The organism is Nonomuraea thailandensis (assembly GCF_024172165.1).
Lineage (GTDB): Bacteria > Actinomycetota > Actinomycetes > Streptosporangiales > Streptosporangiaceae > Nonomuraea > Nonomuraea thailandensis.
Genome location: NZ_JAMZEB010000002.1, coordinates 6168038 through 6184249, shown reverse-complemented (window position 1 = coordinate 6184249; position 16212 = coordinate 6168038). Strand labels below are relative to the sequence as shown.

The following is a 16212-nucleotide window of genomic DNA, read 5'->3' as shown; positions in this document are numbered from 1 at the left end:
CCGTCATGAGCAAGGAACGCGCGCGCCGCAGGGCCGAGCGGGAGGCCGAGCGGGCGCGCGCGATCCGGGCCAACGAGGAGCGGCAGGCCCGCCGGGCGCGCCGCCGCACCCTGGTGGCCCGCCTGACCCCGCGCCCGGTGCGGTTCTACCGCCAGGGCGGCCTGCTGGCCCGCCGCCACCGCGCCCAGAACGCGGTGGTGGCGCTCGGCTTCCTGCTCGTGCAGGTGATCGTCTGGCTGATCTGGGGCTCGTTCCCGCTCAGCTTCGGCGTCCTCATCCTCTCCCTGCTGCTCGCACCCGTCGTCGTGACGCTCGCTTTCGACCGGAGGACCTGAATGTCGCTCGTTTTGCTGCCCGCCGTGGACATCGTGGACGGCCAGGCCGTACGCCTGACGCAGGGCGAGGCCGGCACCGAGACCGTCCACGGCGCGCCCCAGGCCGCCGCGCTGGCCTGGCAGGAGGCGGGCGCCGAGTGGATCCACATGGTCGACCTCGACGCCGCGTTCGGCCGGGGGAGCAACCGCGAGCTGATCGCCGAGGTGATCGGCAAGCTGGACGTCAACGTGGAGCTGTCCGGCGGCATCCGCGACGACGAGTCGCTGGCCGCCGCGCTGGCCACCGGCTGCCGCCGGGTCAACATCGGCACCGCCGCGCTGCTGAACCCCGAGTGGTGCCGGAAGATCATCGCCGAGTACGGCGACAGGATCGCGGTCGGGCTCGACGTGCGCGGCACCACGCTGGCCGCCCGCGGCTGGACCGAGGACGCCGGCGACCTGTGGGAGGTGCTCGACCGGCTGGAGGCCGACGGCTGCCCCCGCTACGTGGTCACCGACGTGACCAAGGACGGCATGATGCAGGGCCCCAACCTCGACCTCTACCGCCGCATCTGCGCCCGCACCGACAAGCCCGTCATCGCCAGCGGAGGCGTTTCCAGCCTCGATGACCTGGTCGCACTGGCTTCTCTCGTCCCGGTCGGAGTGGAGGGCGCCATTGTGGGCAGGGCGCTCTACGCTCACGCGTTCACGCTGGAAGACGCGCTTTCCGCGGTGCGCGTGTAACTCTTGCCGGGAGGGGGCGAGATGAGCGTCAGCAGCATCGGCATGGAGAGCACCGGTTACAGGGTGTTTTCTGGCGGCATCTGGGAGGAGAAGTACGGCTACGCCCGTGCCGTGGTGGCGGGCGAGCGGGTGATCGTGTCCGGTTGCACGGCCACGGTCGACGGAGAGGTGCGGCACGTCGGAGATCCGTACAAGCAGGCCCTGACCGCGATCGACATCGCTCTCGAAGCCGTCCTGATGGGCGGCCTGACGAGGGAGGACGTCGTCATGGTCCGTTACTACGTGGTGGAGCAGCGCCACTTCGACCCCGTCGGACAGGCCATCCACGAGGTCTTCTGCAAGGTACGCCCCGCCTGCACCGGGGTGCGGGTGGCCGGGCTGGTCGACCCTAGAATGCTGGTAGAGATCGAGATCGAGGCACTGCGAACATGACCGTGGCGGTAAGAGTCATCCCCTGTCTCGACGTGGACGCCGGACGCGTGGTCAAGGGCGTCAACTTCGAGAACCTGCGCGACGCGGGCGACCCCGTCGAGCTGGCCAGGCGCTATGACGAGGAAGGCGCCGACGAGCTGACCTTCCTCGACATCACGGCGTCCTCCGGCGAGCGCGAGACGATGTTCGACGTGGTGCGCAGGACGGCGGAGCAGGTGTTCATCCCGCTCACCGTCGGCGGGGGAGTCCGCGCGGTCGAGGACGTGAACCGGTTGCTGCGGGCGGGCGCCGACAAGGTGTCGCTCAACACGGCCGCCATCGCCAGGCCCGAGCTGCTCACCGAGGCGTCCAGGCGGTTCGGCGCGCAGTGCATCGTGCTGTCGGTCGACGCGCGCCGGGCTCCGGGCACGGAGAGCGGCTTCGAGGTGACGACGCACGGCGGCCGGCGCGGCACCGGGATCGACGCGGTGGAGTGGGCCGCCCGGGGCGAGGAGCTCGGCGTGGGCGAGATCCTGCTCAACTCGATGGACGGCGACGGCACGCTCGACGGCTACGACCTGGAGATGCTGCGCGCGGTCCGGGCGGCCGTGCGGGTGCCGGTGATCGCCAGCGGTGGCGCGGGCCGGCTGGAGGACTTCCCTCCGGCGGTGGCGGCAGGCGCCGACGCCGTGCTCGCGGCCAGTGTGTTCCACTTCGGCACGCTGAAGATCTCCGAGGTCAAGGACACGCTCAGGATGGCGGGGCACCCCGTCCGCTGAGCGGCTCGCCCCGGGCCGCGCCGCCCGGGGCCCAGAGCCTCAGAACACCCGCAGGTGGTGGAAGAGCTCGTAGGCGACGTCCTTGCCCTTGAACGCCGCCGCCTCGGACCGCTTGACGGCCAGGTACGCGCTGCGCCGCAACGGCCCGAGCGCCTCCATGAGCACCTCGTCGCCCTCCAGCGCGTCGAGCGCCTCGTCCAGCGACCGGGGCAGGCGGGGATAGCGGCCGGGGACGGTGTCGGGGTCGACGTCCACCGCCTCGCCGGGGTCGAGCTTGCGCCGGATGCCGTCGAGCCCGGCGTGGATGACGGCGCCGAGCGACAGGTAGGGATTGGCGGAGGAGTCGGAGGGCTTCAGCTCCAGGTTCGGCTCGCCGCTCTCGCCCAGCGGGGAGCACACCCGGACCGCGGCCTCGCGGTTGTCGGGCCCGTACACGGCGTAGGCGCTGGCCCACGTGCGGGGCGCCAGGCGCCGGAAGCTGTTGACGCTGCCGCAGGTGAGCGCCGTCAGGGCGGGCAGGTGCGCGAGCAGGCCGCCGATGAAGCCGTCGCGTACCTCGCTCTCCTCGGCGAAGACGTTCTGCGTGTCGTTCCACAGCGACAGGTGCAGGTGGCAGCCGTTGCCCGCCTGGTCGGCCAGCGGTTTCGGGGCCAGCGAGGCCCACATCTGCATGCGCATGGCCACACCGCGCACGGTCTCGCGGTAGATCACGTGGTTGTCGGCGGCACGCAGCGCGGGCGCGTGGCGGATCGACAGCTCCTGCTGCCCGGGGCCGAGCTCCGGGTGGTAGTGCTCGACGCGCAGCCCCTGCGTCTCCAGGGCGCGGATCAGCTTGATCGTGTAGTCGTGGGCCGTGTCGAAGCCCGTGGCGGCATAGCAGAGCGAGTCGTCGAGCGGCACCAGCCGGTCGGGGCCGCCCGCCGGGTCGGGCAGCCGCCGCCCGAGCGTGAACTCGGGCTCGAAGGCCGCCACCAGCGTGTACCCCTCCGTCCTGAGCTCGGCGACGGCCTCCTTCAGGAACGTCCGTGCGCACGCCCCCCACGGGCTGCCATCGGGCAGGCACAGGTCCGACAGCATGGCCGCCGCGCCAGGGGCGTGAGGCAACGGGACGTACGTGGACGGATCGGGGACAATGCGCACCTCGCCCACCGGTCCCAGATGCTCGACCTCCTGGAGCTGGTCGAGCATGTTCATCGCCATCATGGCCACCGTGTGCCCGATGCCCGTGCTGAGCCGTTCGGCCAACCGTGACCGGGATGCCGCCTTCCCACGAATCACGCCACCGTGGTCGGCGTACAGGAAACGGATCAGCTCGATACCCTCGAGCTCCGCTCGCTCGAGGATGCGCCGCGCCTGTGGGTCGAGCTGATGAGGTTTGGTGCCGCTGGGGCGATCTCTCATCCTGCCTGCGTAACACGATCTGGCAGCGCGGGGAAGCACCTGACGCAGACAGAACCTACGGTCAGGTCAGAACACTTGAGAAGAACACGGCCAACTGATTAGCTCCTTGGATGATTCCGTCGAACACACCGTTGACCGCGGCGGCGGCTTGGGCCGGCCGGGTGAACAGGTAGAAGACCACGAACGCGACAGCCACGTAGGTGATCACCTTCTTGACCTGCATGGGGGGCCTCCTGCAGTCCATTCCCAGCCGTATATACCCGGATCTGGGCGATCCCTAGGCATCTTCTGTGAAGATGTACATGATCCTAACCGGGGGGCTTCTTACTCATGCCATGGTACGGGCAGGAGATTACCCGCGAGCGCCTTCCGCATCGGGATTTCCGCGGTAGCACGGCAACCTCGGAGACGGCTCAGACCCCCAGAGTGGCCTCCCGCAGCCGGGTGACGGAGCCGGGGTCGCCGGTGAGCTCCACGCGGGCGTGAGCCTGCCGCCCGAAGCAGAACATCAGCAGCTCCGCCGCCTTGCCGGTGACCTCCACCCGCGAGCCGCCGCGCGGCCCGCCGAGCGCCACGCCGCCGCCGAGGCGGTGCAGGACCACGCCCACCGGCGACTTGCGCAGCATGAGCCGGGCGCCGGTGGAGACCCGCTTCCAGATGAGCGCCTCCAGGTCGGCGGGCAGCTCGCGCGGCTGCCACGCGGGCTGGGCGCGGCGCACGTCCTCGTGGTGCACGAACAGCTCAAGTGTGTTGACGGCCTCGTCGAGCGCGGGCAGCAGGCCGTACACGCCGCCGGGCTTGCGGATGACGCCGACCAGCTCGGGGAAGGGATGGCGGGCCTTGAAACCGTTCTGGACCGAGGCGGTGTAACCGGCCAGGGCCTTGATCGCTATGCCGCCCATGGCGTCCGGCCTGCGCTCGCGCACCGCGAGGTGGGCCGCGAGGTCGTAGGCGGTCCAGCCCGCGCAGAGGGTCGGCGCGTCGGGGCCGAGCCGGTCGAGCAGGTCGCAGAGCGCGGAGCGTTCGCCACGAGCGTGAGTCACGTGCCCAACCCTACCGCTGGGAATAACCACCTGATCGGGAGTGATACTGACATACGGAGAAACATCAGATCTGAGAGGAAACCCACCGAGTGGCGAGCAAGGTCACCTCGGCCGTGATGCGTCAAGGGCTCCGTGTCCTTGGGGTGGCCATTCGCACGGAGAAAGCGGTGTTCACGCTGGCGGTCGTGGCCAGCGCCGTCTACGGAGGCATGACCGTCGCCTCCGCCTGGGCGCTGGGCTGGGCGACGCAGAACGTGGTGCTGGCCTCGTTCGCCGACGGCGACGTCACGGCGGGCGCGCTGTGGACCGGCACGTTACTGATCCTCGGTACCGCGCTGCTCAAGGCGCTCGGCGTGGCCGGGCGCCGCATCCTTGCCGGCGTCATGCAGTACCGCATGCAGGCCCGCTCGCGCCGCGACGTCACCAAGCAGTACCTGCGCCTGCCGCTGTCGTGGCACCACCAGCACCCCACCGGACAGCTCCTGTCGAACGCCAGCGCCGACGCCGAGGCCGCCTGGGCCCCGCTCGCGCCGCTGCCGATGGCCGTGGGGGTGATCGTCATGCTGGTCACCGCCGCCGTCGCGATGTTGTTCACCGACCTCGTGCTCGCCCTGGTGGGCTTCCTCATCTTCCCGGCCATCGCCGTGCTGAACCTGGTCTACCAGCGCAGGCTCAGCCCGCTGGCGACCCGCGCGCAGCAACTGCGCGCAGAGGTGAGCGAGATCGCGCACGAGAGCTTCGACGGCGCGCTCGTCGTCAAGACGCTCGGCCGGGAGGAGCTGGAGACCGAGCGTTTCCGGCGGCGCGCCCACGAGCTGCGTGACGCCAACATCGCCGTCGGGCGGGTGCGCGGGCTGTTCGACCCGATGCTGGAGGCGCTGCCCACGCTCGGCGTGCTCGCGGTGCTGGCCGTGGGCGCGGCCCGGCTGTCCGCCGGCGCGATCGACGCCGGCGGCCTGGTGCAGGTGGCGTACCTGTTCACCCTGCTCGCCTTCCCCATCAGGGCGCTGGGCTGGGTGCTGGCCGAGCTGCCGCGCAGCGTCGTCGGCTGGCAGCGGGTGCAGGCCGTGCTCGACGCGACCGGCTCCATGGAGTACGGCTCCACCGCCTCGGTCTCCACGACCCCGGCGAAGCTGGCGGTCGAGGGCGTCTCCTACGCCTACGGCGAGGCCGAGGTGCTGCACGACGTCACCTTCGAGGTGCCCGCCGGCCGCACGGTCGCCCTCGTGGGGCCCACCGGTTCCGGCAAGTCCACGCTCGTCCAGCTCCTGGCCCGCCTGGTCGACCCCGGCTCGGGCCGGGTGCTGCTCGACGACGTGGACCTGCGCGAGCTGCCCTACGGCGGCGTGGCCGGGTCGGTCGCGCTGGTGCCGCAGCAGACGTTCCTGTTCGACGACACCGTGCGCGGCAACGTCGCGCTCGGCGCCGAGACCTCCGAGGAGGACGTGCGGGCCGCCCTGCGCCTGGCCCAGGCGGACGGTTTCGTCGAACGGCTGTCCGACGGCCTCGACACCCGCGTCGGCGAGCGCGGCGCCTCCCTGTCGGGCGGCCAGCGCCAGCGCCTGGCCCTGGCCCGCGCGGTCGTGCGCCGCCCCCGCCTGCTCGTCCTCGACGACGCCACCTCCAGCGTGGACCCCCAGGTCGAGGCCAAGATCCTGTACGGCCTGCGCGACGCCGCCGAGGCCTCGACCGTCGTGGTCGTCGCCTACCGCATGGCCACGATCGCCCTGGCCGACGAGGTCGTCTACCTGGACAAGGGCCGGGTGGTGGACCGCGGGCCGCACGAGGAGCTGATCGAGCGCTGCGCCGGTTACCGCAACCTGGTCACCGCGTACGAGCGCGAGGAGGCCGAGCGCGCGGCCATCGAAGTCGAAGAAGCGGTCGAAGGGGTGCAGGCATGACGGCCCAGAGCACGGCGAAGGGCACGGCCAAGGGCACGGCGCAGAACATCCGGAGCGACGCGGAGCGCTCGGCGCTGGCCACGGTCCGCCATGGCCTCTCGCTCACGCCGGAGTTCCGCAAGGGCCTGGCGGGCACGCTGGCGCTGGCGGTCATCGCCACCATCGGCAAGATCATCGTGCCGATCGCGGTCCAGCAGACGATCGACACCGGCCTCAAGGGCGGCGTGCCCGACATTCCGTACATCACCACCGCCGTCCTGATCTGCGCGGCGGCGGTCGTCCTGACCGCCCTGGCCGGGTACGTCATGAACGTCCGCCTCTACAAGGCCACCGAGGCCTCGCTCGCCACCCTGCGCGTACGCGGCTTCCGCCACGTCCACGACCTGTCGGTGCTCACCCAGAACACCGAGCGCCGCGGAGCCCTGGTCTCCCGCGTCACCAACGACATCGACCAGATCAGCAACTTCATGCAATGGGGCGGGCTGATGATCATCGTGGCGCTCGGCCAGCTCCTCGTGGCCACCGTCCTGATGTTCGTCTACTCCTGGCAGCTCACCCTGCTGGTCTGGGTCTGCTTCATCCCGCTGATGATCGCCCTGCCGCGCTTCCAGCGGCTGCTGTCGCGCGCGTACACGGTCGTCCGCGAGCGCACCGGCGACATGCTCGCGGCCGTCAGCGAGTCCGTCGTCGGCGCCACCGTCATCCGGGCCTACGCCTCCGAGCGGCGCACCGCCGAGCGCATCGACCAGGCGGTCAACGCCAACAGGAAGGCCCAGACCAGGGCGCAGACCATCGTCGGCTTCGTCTTCCCGCTGACCGAGATCGTGGCCGCCGTCGCCATCGCCGGCATCGTGCTGCTCGGCGTGCGGCTCGGCCTGTCGGGCGAGATCTCGCAGGGGCGGCTGGTGGCGTTCCTCTTCCTCGTCACGCTGTTCGTCTCGCCGCTGCAGACGGCCACCGAGGTGCTGAACGAGGCGCAGAACGCGGTCGCCGGCTGGCGCCGCATCCTCGGCGTCCTCGACACCCCGCCCGACGTCGCCGACCCCGGCGAGAAGGGCGTGACGCTGCCCCGAGGCCCCATCGAGGTCGCCTTCGAGGACGTGCACTTCTCCTACCCGGGAGGCGCGCCCGTGCTGCGCGAGGTCACCGTGGGCATCCCGCCGCGCTCCCGCGTCGCCGTCGTGGGGGAGACCGGCTCGGGCAAGACCACGTTCGCCAAGCTCCTGACCAGGCTGATGGACCCCGGCTCCGGGCGCGTCACCGTGGACGGCCACGACCTGCGCGACGTGCGCTTCTCCTCGCTGCGCGAGCGGATCGTCATGGTCCCGCAGGACGGCTTCCTGTTCGACGGGACCCTGGCGGACAACATCCGCTACGGCAGGCCCGAGGCCACCGCCGAGGAGATCGAGCTGGCGATGACCGAGCTGGGCCTGGCCGACTGGCTGGAGGGCCTGCCCGCCGGCCTCGGCACCCCGGTCGGCCAGCGCGGCGAGTCCCTGTCGGCCGGCGAGCGCCAGCTCGTCGCCCTGGCCCGCGCCTACCTCGCCGACCCCGACCTGCTCCTGCTGGACGAGGCCACCTCGGCGGTGGACCCCGCGACGGAGGTGCGGCTGGCGCGCGCGCTCGAAGGCGTCACGCGCGGCCGCACGGCCATCTCGATCGCGCACCGCCTGTCCACGGCGGAGAACGCCGACGAGGTGCTGGTCTTCGACGCCGGTCGGCTGGTGCAGCGGGGGCCGCACGCGGACCTGGTCAAAGAGCCCGGCGTGTACGCCGACCTGCACGCCTCGTGGATCTCGGCCGCCCGCTCCTGACCCCTGGCCCGGCCGCTATCCACGGATGGCGGCGAACGTCACGGTCGTGCCCGCCGGCCCGGACACGATCGTGATGTGATCGCACAACATGCTGGTCAGCCACAGGCCCCGCCCGCGGAAGTCGAACCCCTCGGGCGGGCGCATGTCGCCCATCCACCCGGCGGGCAGCCCCGGCCCCTCGTCGCTGACCTCGCACCACAGCCGCTCGCCGTGCGACCACAGCCGCAGCCGCCCGTGCCCGCCGCCGTGCAGGACCGCGTTCGTGGTGACCTCGTTGACCGCCAGCACGAAGTCCTCCAGGCGCCTGCCGGTGAGCCCTTCGTACCTGGCGTGCTCGGCGACGGCCCTGCGCAGGAACGTGATGCGCCCCCGGGCGAAGGCCGCGCAGAGCACCTGCCTACACATCGTCCACCCTGCGCACGGCGACGTACTCGTCGGCGCCGATCAGCCGCAGCACGCGGGCGGTGGAGTCGCGGCAGACGACCGTCGTGGCGCCGCGCGGCCTGGCCATCGCCGTGACGGTCAGCAACTGCGCCGAGCCCGCGTCGATGAAGTCCAGCCCGGCCGCGTCGATCACGATCTCGCCCGGCTCCTTCTCCAGCCGCGCCAGCAGCGAGGCGAACGCCGGCCGGTTGGTGAGGTCGATGTCCCCCCACACCCGCAGGCCGGCCGGCTCGAAGGTGCTGGCGAAGCGCAGCAGCGCCTGCTCCGGCGCGATCGGATGCACGGAGGCGGCCCGGTCGATGGCGTCGCGGGGGAAGAGCGCGCGGTCGTACTGGCACACGGCCGCCAGCCACCGCTCCCCGAACAGCTCGTTGGTCGCCGCCTCGAACGCCGCCTGCTCCGGCGCGTCACCCGCCCCCCAGGAGGCGTCGACCAGCGCGTACACGCCGTGCTGGCCGTGCTTGCGGGCCCGGTCGTAGGCGTCGGCCAGCCCCGCGTACACCCGCTCGGGGTCGAGGCGGCCGCCGGTGAAGTGGGTGTCGGCGCAGTCGAGGATCTCGATCTGCCCCGCGGACTCGGCGTCGGCGAACCCGGGCACGAGCGGCGCCAGCCACCCGCGCGTCCGCTCCGGGCTGTCGGCATGCGTGATGATCACGATCTTGGTCCGGCGGCGCAGGCCGTTCACCGTGAACAGCCTGGTGGCCGTCCTCCGCTCCCGCTCGCCCTCGAACGGCAGGCAGACATGATCACCGAGGTCGGGATCGAGGACGGAGCCCGCGACGTCCACCACGATGGCCTCCCCCCCGGCGCGCGTCGGGACGAAAGTACTCCGATCCCCGCCATCACGTAGCGCATTCTCGGCAAAACCCACTGTGACGCGACGCAGACCGGTGTACCTTTTCGGCGGGGCCGCCCGCGGGAGGGGTCGTGAGGAGCATGGGCGTGGATGTGCTGGAGATGTCGCGACGCCGACACGGTGAGCTCGTGGTGGTCAGCCTGGCGGGTGAGGTGGACGTCGACAACGTCTCCCAGGTGCGCAAGTGCCTGGACGAGGCGGTGGCCACGGCCGAGCCCCGGCTGGTGGTGGATCTGAGCGCGCTGACCTTCATCGACACCACGGGGCTGGGGGTGCTGGTGCGGATGCTGGCCTCGCTGCGGGACCGCAACGGGACCATGGCCCTGGTGGCGCCCGACGGGCAGGTGCTGCGGCGCCTGCGGCGGACGAACCTGGCGCCGCTGTTCCCCATCTACGACACGCTGTCCCAGGCCCTCGCCTGAGGTCGCCCGCGCCTGTGCGGGGGGCGGGAGACGGTGCTGGTTGAATGGGTGCATGTCCCTTGACCCCAAGATCGCCGCGCGGCTGAAGCGCAACCCTGAGGGGCTGGTCCCGGCGATCGCCCAGCAGTACGACACCGGCGAGGTCCTCATGCTCGCGTGGATGAACGACGAGGCGCTGCACCGGACCCTCACCACCGGCAGGGCCACCTACTGGTCCCGCAGCCGCCAGGAGTTCTGGGTCAAGGGCGACACCTCCGGCCACGTCCAGCACGTCAAGTCCGTGGCGCTCGACTGCGACGGCGACACCGTCCTGGTGCGGGTGGACCAGGAGGGCGCCGCGTGCCACACCGGCGACCGCACCTGCTTCGACGCCGACCGGCTCGAGATCGTGCTCGGCTGAGGGCGTCGTGGAAACCGAGAGGCCGCAGGCCGGCCGCCGGGAGTTGTGGGGCTGGGTGGTGGCGACCGCGCTCGGCTGCCTGCTCGTGCTGGTGGCCGCCGGGCAGGCCTGGGCGCGGGTGTCGCAGGGGTTCGAGGCGGTGGCGCCCACCGGGAGCGATCTCGGCCCCGCGCTGACGCCCATGGCGCTGGCCGGGCTGGCCGGGGTGGTGGCGGTGCTGGCCACCAAGGGTGTGGGGCGCCGGCTCGTCGGCGTGCTGCTGGCGCTCTGCGGCGCCGGCGCTGCGGCGGCGACGTGGGCGGCGCTGAGCGGCGGCAACGTGACCGGCTGGCTGCGCGAGCAGAACGCGTTGCACGGCGCCACCGACATTCCCTGGCAGAGCGCGCCGCTGTGGCCGGGCGTGGCGGTGGCCGGTGCGCTGCTGATGGTGGCGGGCGGGATCGTGGCGGCCGTCCGCGGCGGCAGCTGGGCGGGCATGTCGGCCCGCTACGACCGGGGCCCGGGAGCGGGCTCCGAGGCCAAGGCGCAGGTCAAGGACGACAGGGCGCTCTGGGACGCGCTCGACAGAGGAGACGATCCCACGGATTCCCGGTGAGACCGGCTCTGTCGAATCCTCCACTGTTCTGAACCATTGTCTGCTTGGCAAACGTTTCCTCAATAAGCTGCCGTTGCAACTCGCCACGGAACTATGAGGAGCCAGCTCATGACCTACGGGGATCAGGGCGCCAGCGGCGGCTACGGGCAACAGCCGCAGAGCGGGGGCGGATACGGGCAGCAGCCCCCCGGCTACGGCGGCGGTTACGGGCAGCAACCGCCGAGCGGAGGCGGCGGATACGGCCAGCAGCCGCAGAGCGGGGGCGGATACGGGCAGCAGCCGCCCAGCTACGGCGGCGGTTACGGCGACCAGCCGAACAGCCAGCAGAACCTCGGCTACGGCCAGCTTCCCCCGAGCGGCGGCTTCGGTTACGGCCAGCAGCCGCCCCCCGGCTACTACCCCCCGCCGCACCCGCCGCGCTCCACCAACGGCATGGCGGTGGCCTCGCTCGTGCTGGGCATCATCGGCCTGATCTTCTGCGGTCTCACGAGCATCCCGGGCGTGATCCTCGGGCACATCGCGCTCAACCGGATCAAGAAGACGGGCGAGGAGGGCTCGGGCATGGCGGTGGGCGGCCTCGTCACGTCGTACATCACGGTCGTGATCTGGGTGCTGTGCTGGGTCTTCTTCGGCGCGTTCTTCCTGTGGGCACTGGGCCTGTCCGCCGCGGCCACCTCGTCCTCCTACGACTACTGACCGGCCGGTAATGTGCCGAATGTCTAGCCGGACCGTGACGACCCGCTTGCGGTCCGATTACGAATTGTCCGCAAAATGGACGTTCGTCCACGTAGGAGATGCATTCTCGCTAGGCTGCCGCGCGCAACTCAAAGATGACGACATGAGGGGTCATGAGCATGAGTTACGGTAACCAGGGCGACGGCGGTTACGGCGGCGCCCAGCCTCCTGGCGGCGGCTACGGCCAGCAGCCGCCCAGCGGCGGTGGCTACGGCGGTGGCTACGGCCAGCAGCCGCCGAGTGGTGGTGGCGGTTACGGCCAGCAGCCTCCCTCCGGTGGTGGCTACGGTCAGCAGCCGCCGAGTGGTGGCGGTTACGGCGGTGGCTACGGCCAGCAGCCGCCGAGCGGTGGCGGTTACGGCCAGCAGCCCCCGTCGGGCGGCGGCTACGGTGGCGGTTACGGCGGCCCCGGGGGCAACCCGCCGGACAACCAGCTCGTCCCGGCCATCCTCACCACCCTGTTCTGCTGCCTCCCGCTGGGCATCGTGGCGATCGTGAAGTCGTCGCAGGTGAACCAGAAGTGGCAGGTCGGCGACTACGCCGGCGCCCAGGTGGCGGCCGACGAGGCGAAGACCTGGTGGAAGCGCAGCCTGATCTTCGGCGCCATCGGCATCGGCCTGATCATCATCGCGTACGTGCTGTTCTTCGTGATCCTGGCCGCCAGCGTCTCCACGACGTACTCGTACTAGGCCGCGCCACGATCAGCGGCACGCACCGGAAGGCGGATACTGGGGACATGAGCCTCGCGACAACCGAGCGGCACGGGACACGGCGCGTCAAGGGCCTGCTCGCGCCACTCGGTGTTGCGGCCGCCGCCGGCGCGGTGTTCGCGGTCGTCGGCGTGATCGACCCGAACGAGCCGGGCCACTACCCGACGTGCCCGTTCCTGTGGGCCACCGGCCTGTACTGCCCGGGTTGCGGCACGCTGCGCACGGTCCACGCGCTGGCCCACCTCGACCCGGTCGCCGCCCTCGGCCTCAACCCCCTCGCCGTCGCCATGATTCCGTTCCTGGTGTTCTGGTGGGGCCGATGGGTGGTGCGGGCGTGGCAGGGCCGGCCCCGGCGCACCACGCTGGCCCATCCGGCGTGGCTGTGGGCCTTCCTCGCCATCGTCATGGTCTACTGGGTCGTCCGTAATCTGCCTTTCGGGGCGTTCCTAGCTCCATAGGCGGCGTCCACATGGGGACCGGTGGTGAGGTGACCCCGTAGGGGCCGATACCATCGCAGGACAAGGCAGAGAGCGGACGCGACGCGAACTCTCCGCCACCCCCAGAAGCCGACCGGAGGGACCTCAAGCGCGTGAGTGAGCGGACGGAAGGGCCGAGTGTCCTCGACGACATCCTCGACGGGGTGCGCGCCGACCTCGCCGCACGACAGCAGTCCGTGTCGATCGACGAGCTCAAGCAGCGAGCCGAGCGGGCCAGGGCGCCCCGCGACGCGATGGCCGCACTGGGAGGCGACCGGATCTCGGTGATCGCCGAGGTCAAGCGCTCCAGCCCGTCCAAGGGCGCGCTCGCCGCGATCGCCGACCCGGCGGCGCTGGCCGCCGACTACGAGGCGGGCGGCGCGCACGTCATCAGCGTGCTGACCGAGCGCCGCAAGTTCGGCGGCAGCCTCGACGACCTGGCCGCGGTCCGCGCCCGGGTGGACATCCCGATCCTGCGCAAGGACTTCATCCTCACCTCCTACCAGCTCTGGGAGGCCCGTGCCTACGGCGCCGACCTGGCCCTGCTCATGGTCGTCTGCCTGGAGCAGGAGGCGCTGGTCTCGCTCATCGAGCGGGCCGAGTCGATCGGGCTCACCCCGCTGGTCGAGGTGCACACCGAGGAGGAGCTGGAGCGGGCGGTCGCCGCCGGCGCCCGGGTCATCGGGGTCAACGCGCGCAATCTCAAGACACTCGAGGTCGACCGCGATGTCTTCGCGAAGATCGCGCCGAAGATCCCCGATAATGTGATCAAGATTGCCGAGTCGGGCGTGCGCGGCCCGCACGACCTGCTCGCCTACGCGCGGGGCGGCGCGGACGCCGTCCTGGTGGGCGAGAGCCTGGTCACCGGCAAGGACCCGCGCAAGGCAGTGGAGGCGTTGGTGACCGCCGGCGCTCATCCGTCGACGCGCCCCGACCACTCAGCAGAGGGATAGCAGTGGCAAACGAAGGCACCATCCTGACGGCCGCCGACCTGGCGGGCAACGGCGCGTACGGCGACGACCCCGACGTGCACGGCAAGTTCGGCATCTTCGGCGGCCGGTACGTGCCCGAGGCGCTCATCCCGGCGCTCGACGAGGTGGCCGCCACCTACGAGAAGGCCAAGAACGACGCGCAGTTCCTGCGCGAGTTCGACCATCTGCTGCGCACCTACGCGGGCCGTCCCACCACGCTGACCGACGTGCCGCGCTTCAGCGAGCAGGCCGGCGGCGCGCGGATCGTCCTCAAGCGCGAGGACCTCACCCACACCGGCGCCCACAAGATCAACAACGTGCTCGGCCAGGCGCTGCTGACCAAGCGGCTGGGCAAGAAGCGGGTGATCGCCGAGACCGGCGCGGGCCAGCACGGCGTGGCCACCGCCACCGCCGCGGCCCTGCTCGGCCTGGAGTGCGTCATCTACATGGGCGCGGTCGACTGCGAACGCCAGGCGCTCAACGTCGCCAGGATGAAGCTGCTCGGCGCCACCGTGGTGCCGGTCACCAACGGCTCCCAGACGCTGAAGGACGCCATCAACGAGGCCTTCCGCGACTGGGTGACCAACGTCGACACCACCCACTACCTGTTCGGCACCGTGGCGGGCCCGCACCCGTTCCCCGAGATCGTGCGCGACTTCGCGCGCATCATCGGCGTCGAGGCCCGCCGCCAGATGCTGGAGCTGACCGGCAGGCTGCCCGACGCGGTGTGCGCGGCGGTCGGCGGCGGCAGCAACGCGATCGGCATCTTCCACGCCTTCATCGGCGACCAGGACGTCAAGCTGCACGGCTACGAGGCCGCCGGTCACGGCCTGGAGAGCGGCGAGCACGCGCTCACGCTCACCGCCGGCTCGGTCGGCGTGCTGCACGGCTCGCGCACCTACGTCCTGCAGGACGACGAGGGCCAGACGATCGAGTCGCACTCGATCTCCGCCGGGCTCGACTACCCGGGCGTCGGCCCCGAGCACGCCTGGCTGAAGGACTCCGGCCGCGCCACCTACCACGGCGTCACCGACGACCAGGCGATGGCCGCGTTCTCGCTGCTGGCCAGGACCGAGGGCATCATCCCCGCCATCGAGTCCTCCCACGCCCTGGCGGGCGCGCTGGAGCTGGGCCGCGAGCTCGGCCCCCAGGCGACCATCCTGGTTAACCTCTCCGGCCGCGGCGACAAGGACATGGGCACGGCGATGAAGTACTTCAACCTCTAGGATCTTCCGGCGTCCCACGATCGCCGACGACCCGCGCCGGGCCGGCGACTCACCGGCGCGGGGATTCTGGGGCGGGCCCGCGGCAGGGCATCATGGGAAGACTTCGACCTTCGAAACGGACAGACATGACGACTCTTCAGACGGTTTTCGCCAAGGCGAAGGCGGACAACCGGGCCGCGCTCGTCGGCTACCTGCCCGCGGGCTTCCCCACCAAGGGTGGCGACGTCGCCGCCGCCGCGGCCCTGGTGGAAGCCGGCTGCGACGTCATCGAGATCGGCCTGCCCTACTCCGACCCGCTCATGGACGGCCCGACCATCCAGGACGCGGTGCACAGGTCGCTGACCAACGGCACCCGCATCGCCGACGTGATGCGCACGGTCGAGGGGGTGGCCGCCACCGGCGCCGCCACGCTCGTCATGACGTACTGGAACCCGATCGACAAGTACGGCGCCGACCGGTTCGCGCGTGACCTGGCCAACGCGGGCGGCGTGGGCACCATCACGCCCGACCTGACGCCCGAGGAGTCCGAGCCGTGGCGGGAGGCGTCCGCCGCGGCGGGCATCGACACGGTGTTCCTGGTCGCGCCCAGCTCCACCGAGGCGCGCATCAAGGCCGTCGTCGACTGCTGCACCGGTTTCGTCTACGCCGCCTCGCTCATGGGCGTCACCGGCGCCAGGGAGACCGTCAACGTCGCCGCCGAGGGCCTGGTCAAGCGGACCAAGGCGCACACGGACCTGCCGGTGTGCGTGGGCCTCGGGGTCGGCACGGGCGCGCAGGCGGCCGAGGTGGCCTCCTACGCCGACGGCGTGATCGTGGGGTCGGCGTTCATCCGCCGCATCCTCGACGCGCCCGACGAGGCGACCGGGCGCGAGTCCATCGGAGCGCTGGCCAGGGACATGGCCAAGGGCGTGCGCCGCTGAGCGTGGCCTGACACGGTGATCTGACCGGGCGCGGTTCCCCAACGGGGGGC

20 protein-coding genes are annotated in these 16212 nt (G+C 71.5%); 15 read left to right on the top strand and 5 right to left on the bottom strand.

What is annotated here, in order from left to right; genetic code table 11:
• Window positions 1–5: 5 nt before the first annotated feature.
• Genes HD597_RS31890 through hisF form a run of 4 tightly spaced genes read left to right on the top strand, consistent with a single transcriptional unit; the run spans window position 6 to window position 2248 of the window.
• Window positions 6–335 (top strand): hypothetical protein, encoded by a 330-nt coding sequence (locus HD597_RS31890; protein WP_253746854.1) that lies wholly within the window; start codon window positions 6–8, stop codon window positions 333–335.
• Window positions 336–1058 carry a bifunctional 1-(5-phosphoribosyl)-5-((5-phosphoribosylamino)methylideneamino)imidazole-4-carboxamide isomerase/phosphoribosylanthranilate isomerase PriA gene (priA, locus tag HD597_RS31885; protein ID WP_253746853.1) on the top strand — a complete coding sequence of 241 codons (723 nt, stop codon included), beginning with the start codon at window positions 336–338 and terminating at the stop codon, window positions 1056–1058.
• A gap of 21 nt (window positions 1059–1079) precedes the next feature.
• Window positions 1080–1490 (top strand): Rid family hydrolase, encoded by a 411-nt coding sequence (locus HD597_RS31880; RefSeq protein ID WP_253746852.1) that lies wholly within the window; start codon window positions 1080–1082, stop codon window positions 1488–1490.
• Window positions 1487–2248, top strand: coding sequence for an imidazole glycerol phosphate synthase subunit HisF (gene hisF, locus HD597_RS31875; RefSeq protein ID WP_253746851.1), 762 nt, complete (start codon window positions 1487–1489; stop codon window positions 2246–2248). Before HD597_RS31880 ends, hisF begins: the two co-directional genes overlap by 4 nt.
• Before the next feature lie 39 nt (window positions 2249–2287).
• Here hisF and HD597_RS31870 read toward each other — a convergent pair whose 3' ends face one another.
• From HD597_RS31870 to HD597_RS31860, 3 genes are all read right to left on the bottom strand, one after another.
• On the bottom strand, window positions 2288–3649 hold the full coding sequence (locus HD597_RS31870; RefSeq protein ID WP_253746850.1) for a glutamine synthetase family protein: 1362 nt from the start codon (window positions 3647–3649) through the stop codon (window positions 2288–2290).
• Window positions 3650–3710: 61 nt separating this feature from the next.
• On the bottom strand, window positions 3711–3872 hold the full coding sequence (locus tag HD597_RS31865) for a hypothetical protein (protein WP_169789240.1): 162 nt from the start codon (window positions 3870–3872) through the stop codon (window positions 3711–3713).
• Between the two features lie 190 nt (window positions 3873–4062).
• Window positions 4063–4692: a TIGR03085 family metal-binding protein gene (locus HD597_RS31860; protein WP_253746849.1), complete on the bottom strand. Its 630-nt coding sequence runs from the start codon at window positions 4690–4692 to the stop codon at window positions 4063–4065.
• Between the two features lie 116 nt (window positions 4693–4808).
• Between HD597_RS31860 and HD597_RS31855 the strand changes: the two genes are divergently transcribed.
• A complete protein-coding gene (locus tag HD597_RS31855) occupies window positions 4809–6593 on the top strand; it encodes an ABC transporter ATP-binding protein (protein WP_253759566.1) in 1785 nt (594 codons plus the stop codon).
• On the top strand, window positions 6590–8407 hold the full coding sequence (locus tag HD597_RS31850; protein WP_253746848.1) for an ABC transporter ATP-binding protein: 1818 nt from the start codon (window positions 6590–6592) through the stop codon (window positions 8405–8407). Before HD597_RS31855 ends, HD597_RS31850 begins: the two co-directional genes overlap by 4 nt.
• 15 nt (window positions 8408–8422) lie before the next feature.
• Here the strand turns inward: HD597_RS31850 and HD597_RS31845 are convergent, their stop codons facing one another.
• Together HD597_RS31845 and HD597_RS31840 are read right to left on the bottom strand one after the other, a co-directional pair.
• The gene (locus HD597_RS31845; protein WP_253746847.1) at window positions 8423–8812 is read right to left on the bottom strand and encodes an ATP-binding protein; all 390 of its coding nucleotides are present in this window, start codon (window positions 8810–8812) and stop codon (window positions 8423–8425) included.
• Window positions 8805–9641, bottom strand: a complete 837-nt coding sequence (locus HD597_RS31840; protein ID WP_253746846.1) for an MEDS and STAS domain-containing protein — start codon at window positions 9639–9641, stop codon at window positions 8805–8807. Before HD597_RS31840 ends, HD597_RS31845 begins: the two co-directional genes overlap by 8 nt.
• 152 nt (window positions 9642–9793) lie before the next feature.
• Between HD597_RS31840 and HD597_RS31835 the strand changes: the two genes are divergently transcribed.
• From HD597_RS31835 to trpA, 9 genes are all read left to right on the top strand, one after another.
• Complete coding sequence (locus HD597_RS31835; RefSeq protein WP_253746845.1) at window positions 9794–10129, top strand: STAS domain-containing protein; 336 nt, start codon at window positions 9794–9796, stop codon at window positions 10127–10129.
• A gap of 52 nt (window positions 10130–10181) precedes the next feature.
• Window positions 10182–10529, top strand: coding sequence for a phosphoribosyl-AMP cyclohydrolase (hisI, locus tag HD597_RS31830; RefSeq protein ID WP_253746844.1), 348 nt, complete (start codon window positions 10182–10184; stop codon window positions 10527–10529).
• 7 nt (window positions 10530–10536) lie between these two features.
• Window positions 10537–11124, top strand: a complete 588-nt coding sequence (locus tag HD597_RS31825; protein ID WP_253746843.1) for a Trp biosynthesis-associated membrane protein — start codon at window positions 10537–10539, stop codon at window positions 11122–11124.
• Between the two features lie 108 nt (window positions 11125–11232).
• Window positions 11233–11820: a DUF4190 domain-containing protein gene (locus HD597_RS31820; RefSeq protein WP_253746842.1), complete on the top strand. Its 588-nt coding sequence runs from the start codon at window positions 11233–11235 to the stop codon at window positions 11818–11820.
• Window positions 11821–11978: 158 nt separating this feature from the next.
• Window positions 11979–12548: a CD225/dispanin family protein gene (locus HD597_RS31815; RefSeq protein ID WP_253746841.1), complete on the top strand. Its 570-nt coding sequence runs from the start codon at window positions 11979–11981 to the stop codon at window positions 12546–12548.
• A 47-nt stretch (window positions 12549–12595) separates the two neighbouring features.
• On the top strand, window positions 12596–13027 hold the full coding sequence (locus tag HD597_RS31810; RefSeq protein WP_253746840.1) for a DUF2752 domain-containing protein: 432 nt from the start codon (window positions 12596–12598) through the stop codon (window positions 13025–13027).
• 131 nt (window positions 13028–13158) lie between these two features.
• The gene (gene trpC, locus HD597_RS31805; RefSeq protein ID WP_253746839.1) at window positions 13159–13998 is read left to right on the top strand and encodes an indole-3-glycerol phosphate synthase TrpC; all 840 of its coding nucleotides are present in this window, start codon (window positions 13159–13161) and stop codon (window positions 13996–13998) included.
• A gap of 38 nt (window positions 13999–14036) precedes the next feature.
• Window positions 14037–15242: a tryptophan synthase subunit beta gene (gene trpB, locus HD597_RS31800; RefSeq protein WP_253759564.1), complete on the top strand. Its 1206-nt coding sequence runs from the start codon at window positions 14037–14039 to the stop codon at window positions 15240–15242.
• A 125-nt stretch (window positions 15243–15367) separates the two neighbouring features.
• Window positions 15368–16162, top strand: coding sequence for a tryptophan synthase subunit alpha (gene trpA / locus HD597_RS31795; protein ID WP_253746838.1), 795 nt, complete (start codon window positions 15368–15370; stop codon window positions 16160–16162).
• Window positions 16163–16212: the final 50 nt, after the last annotated feature.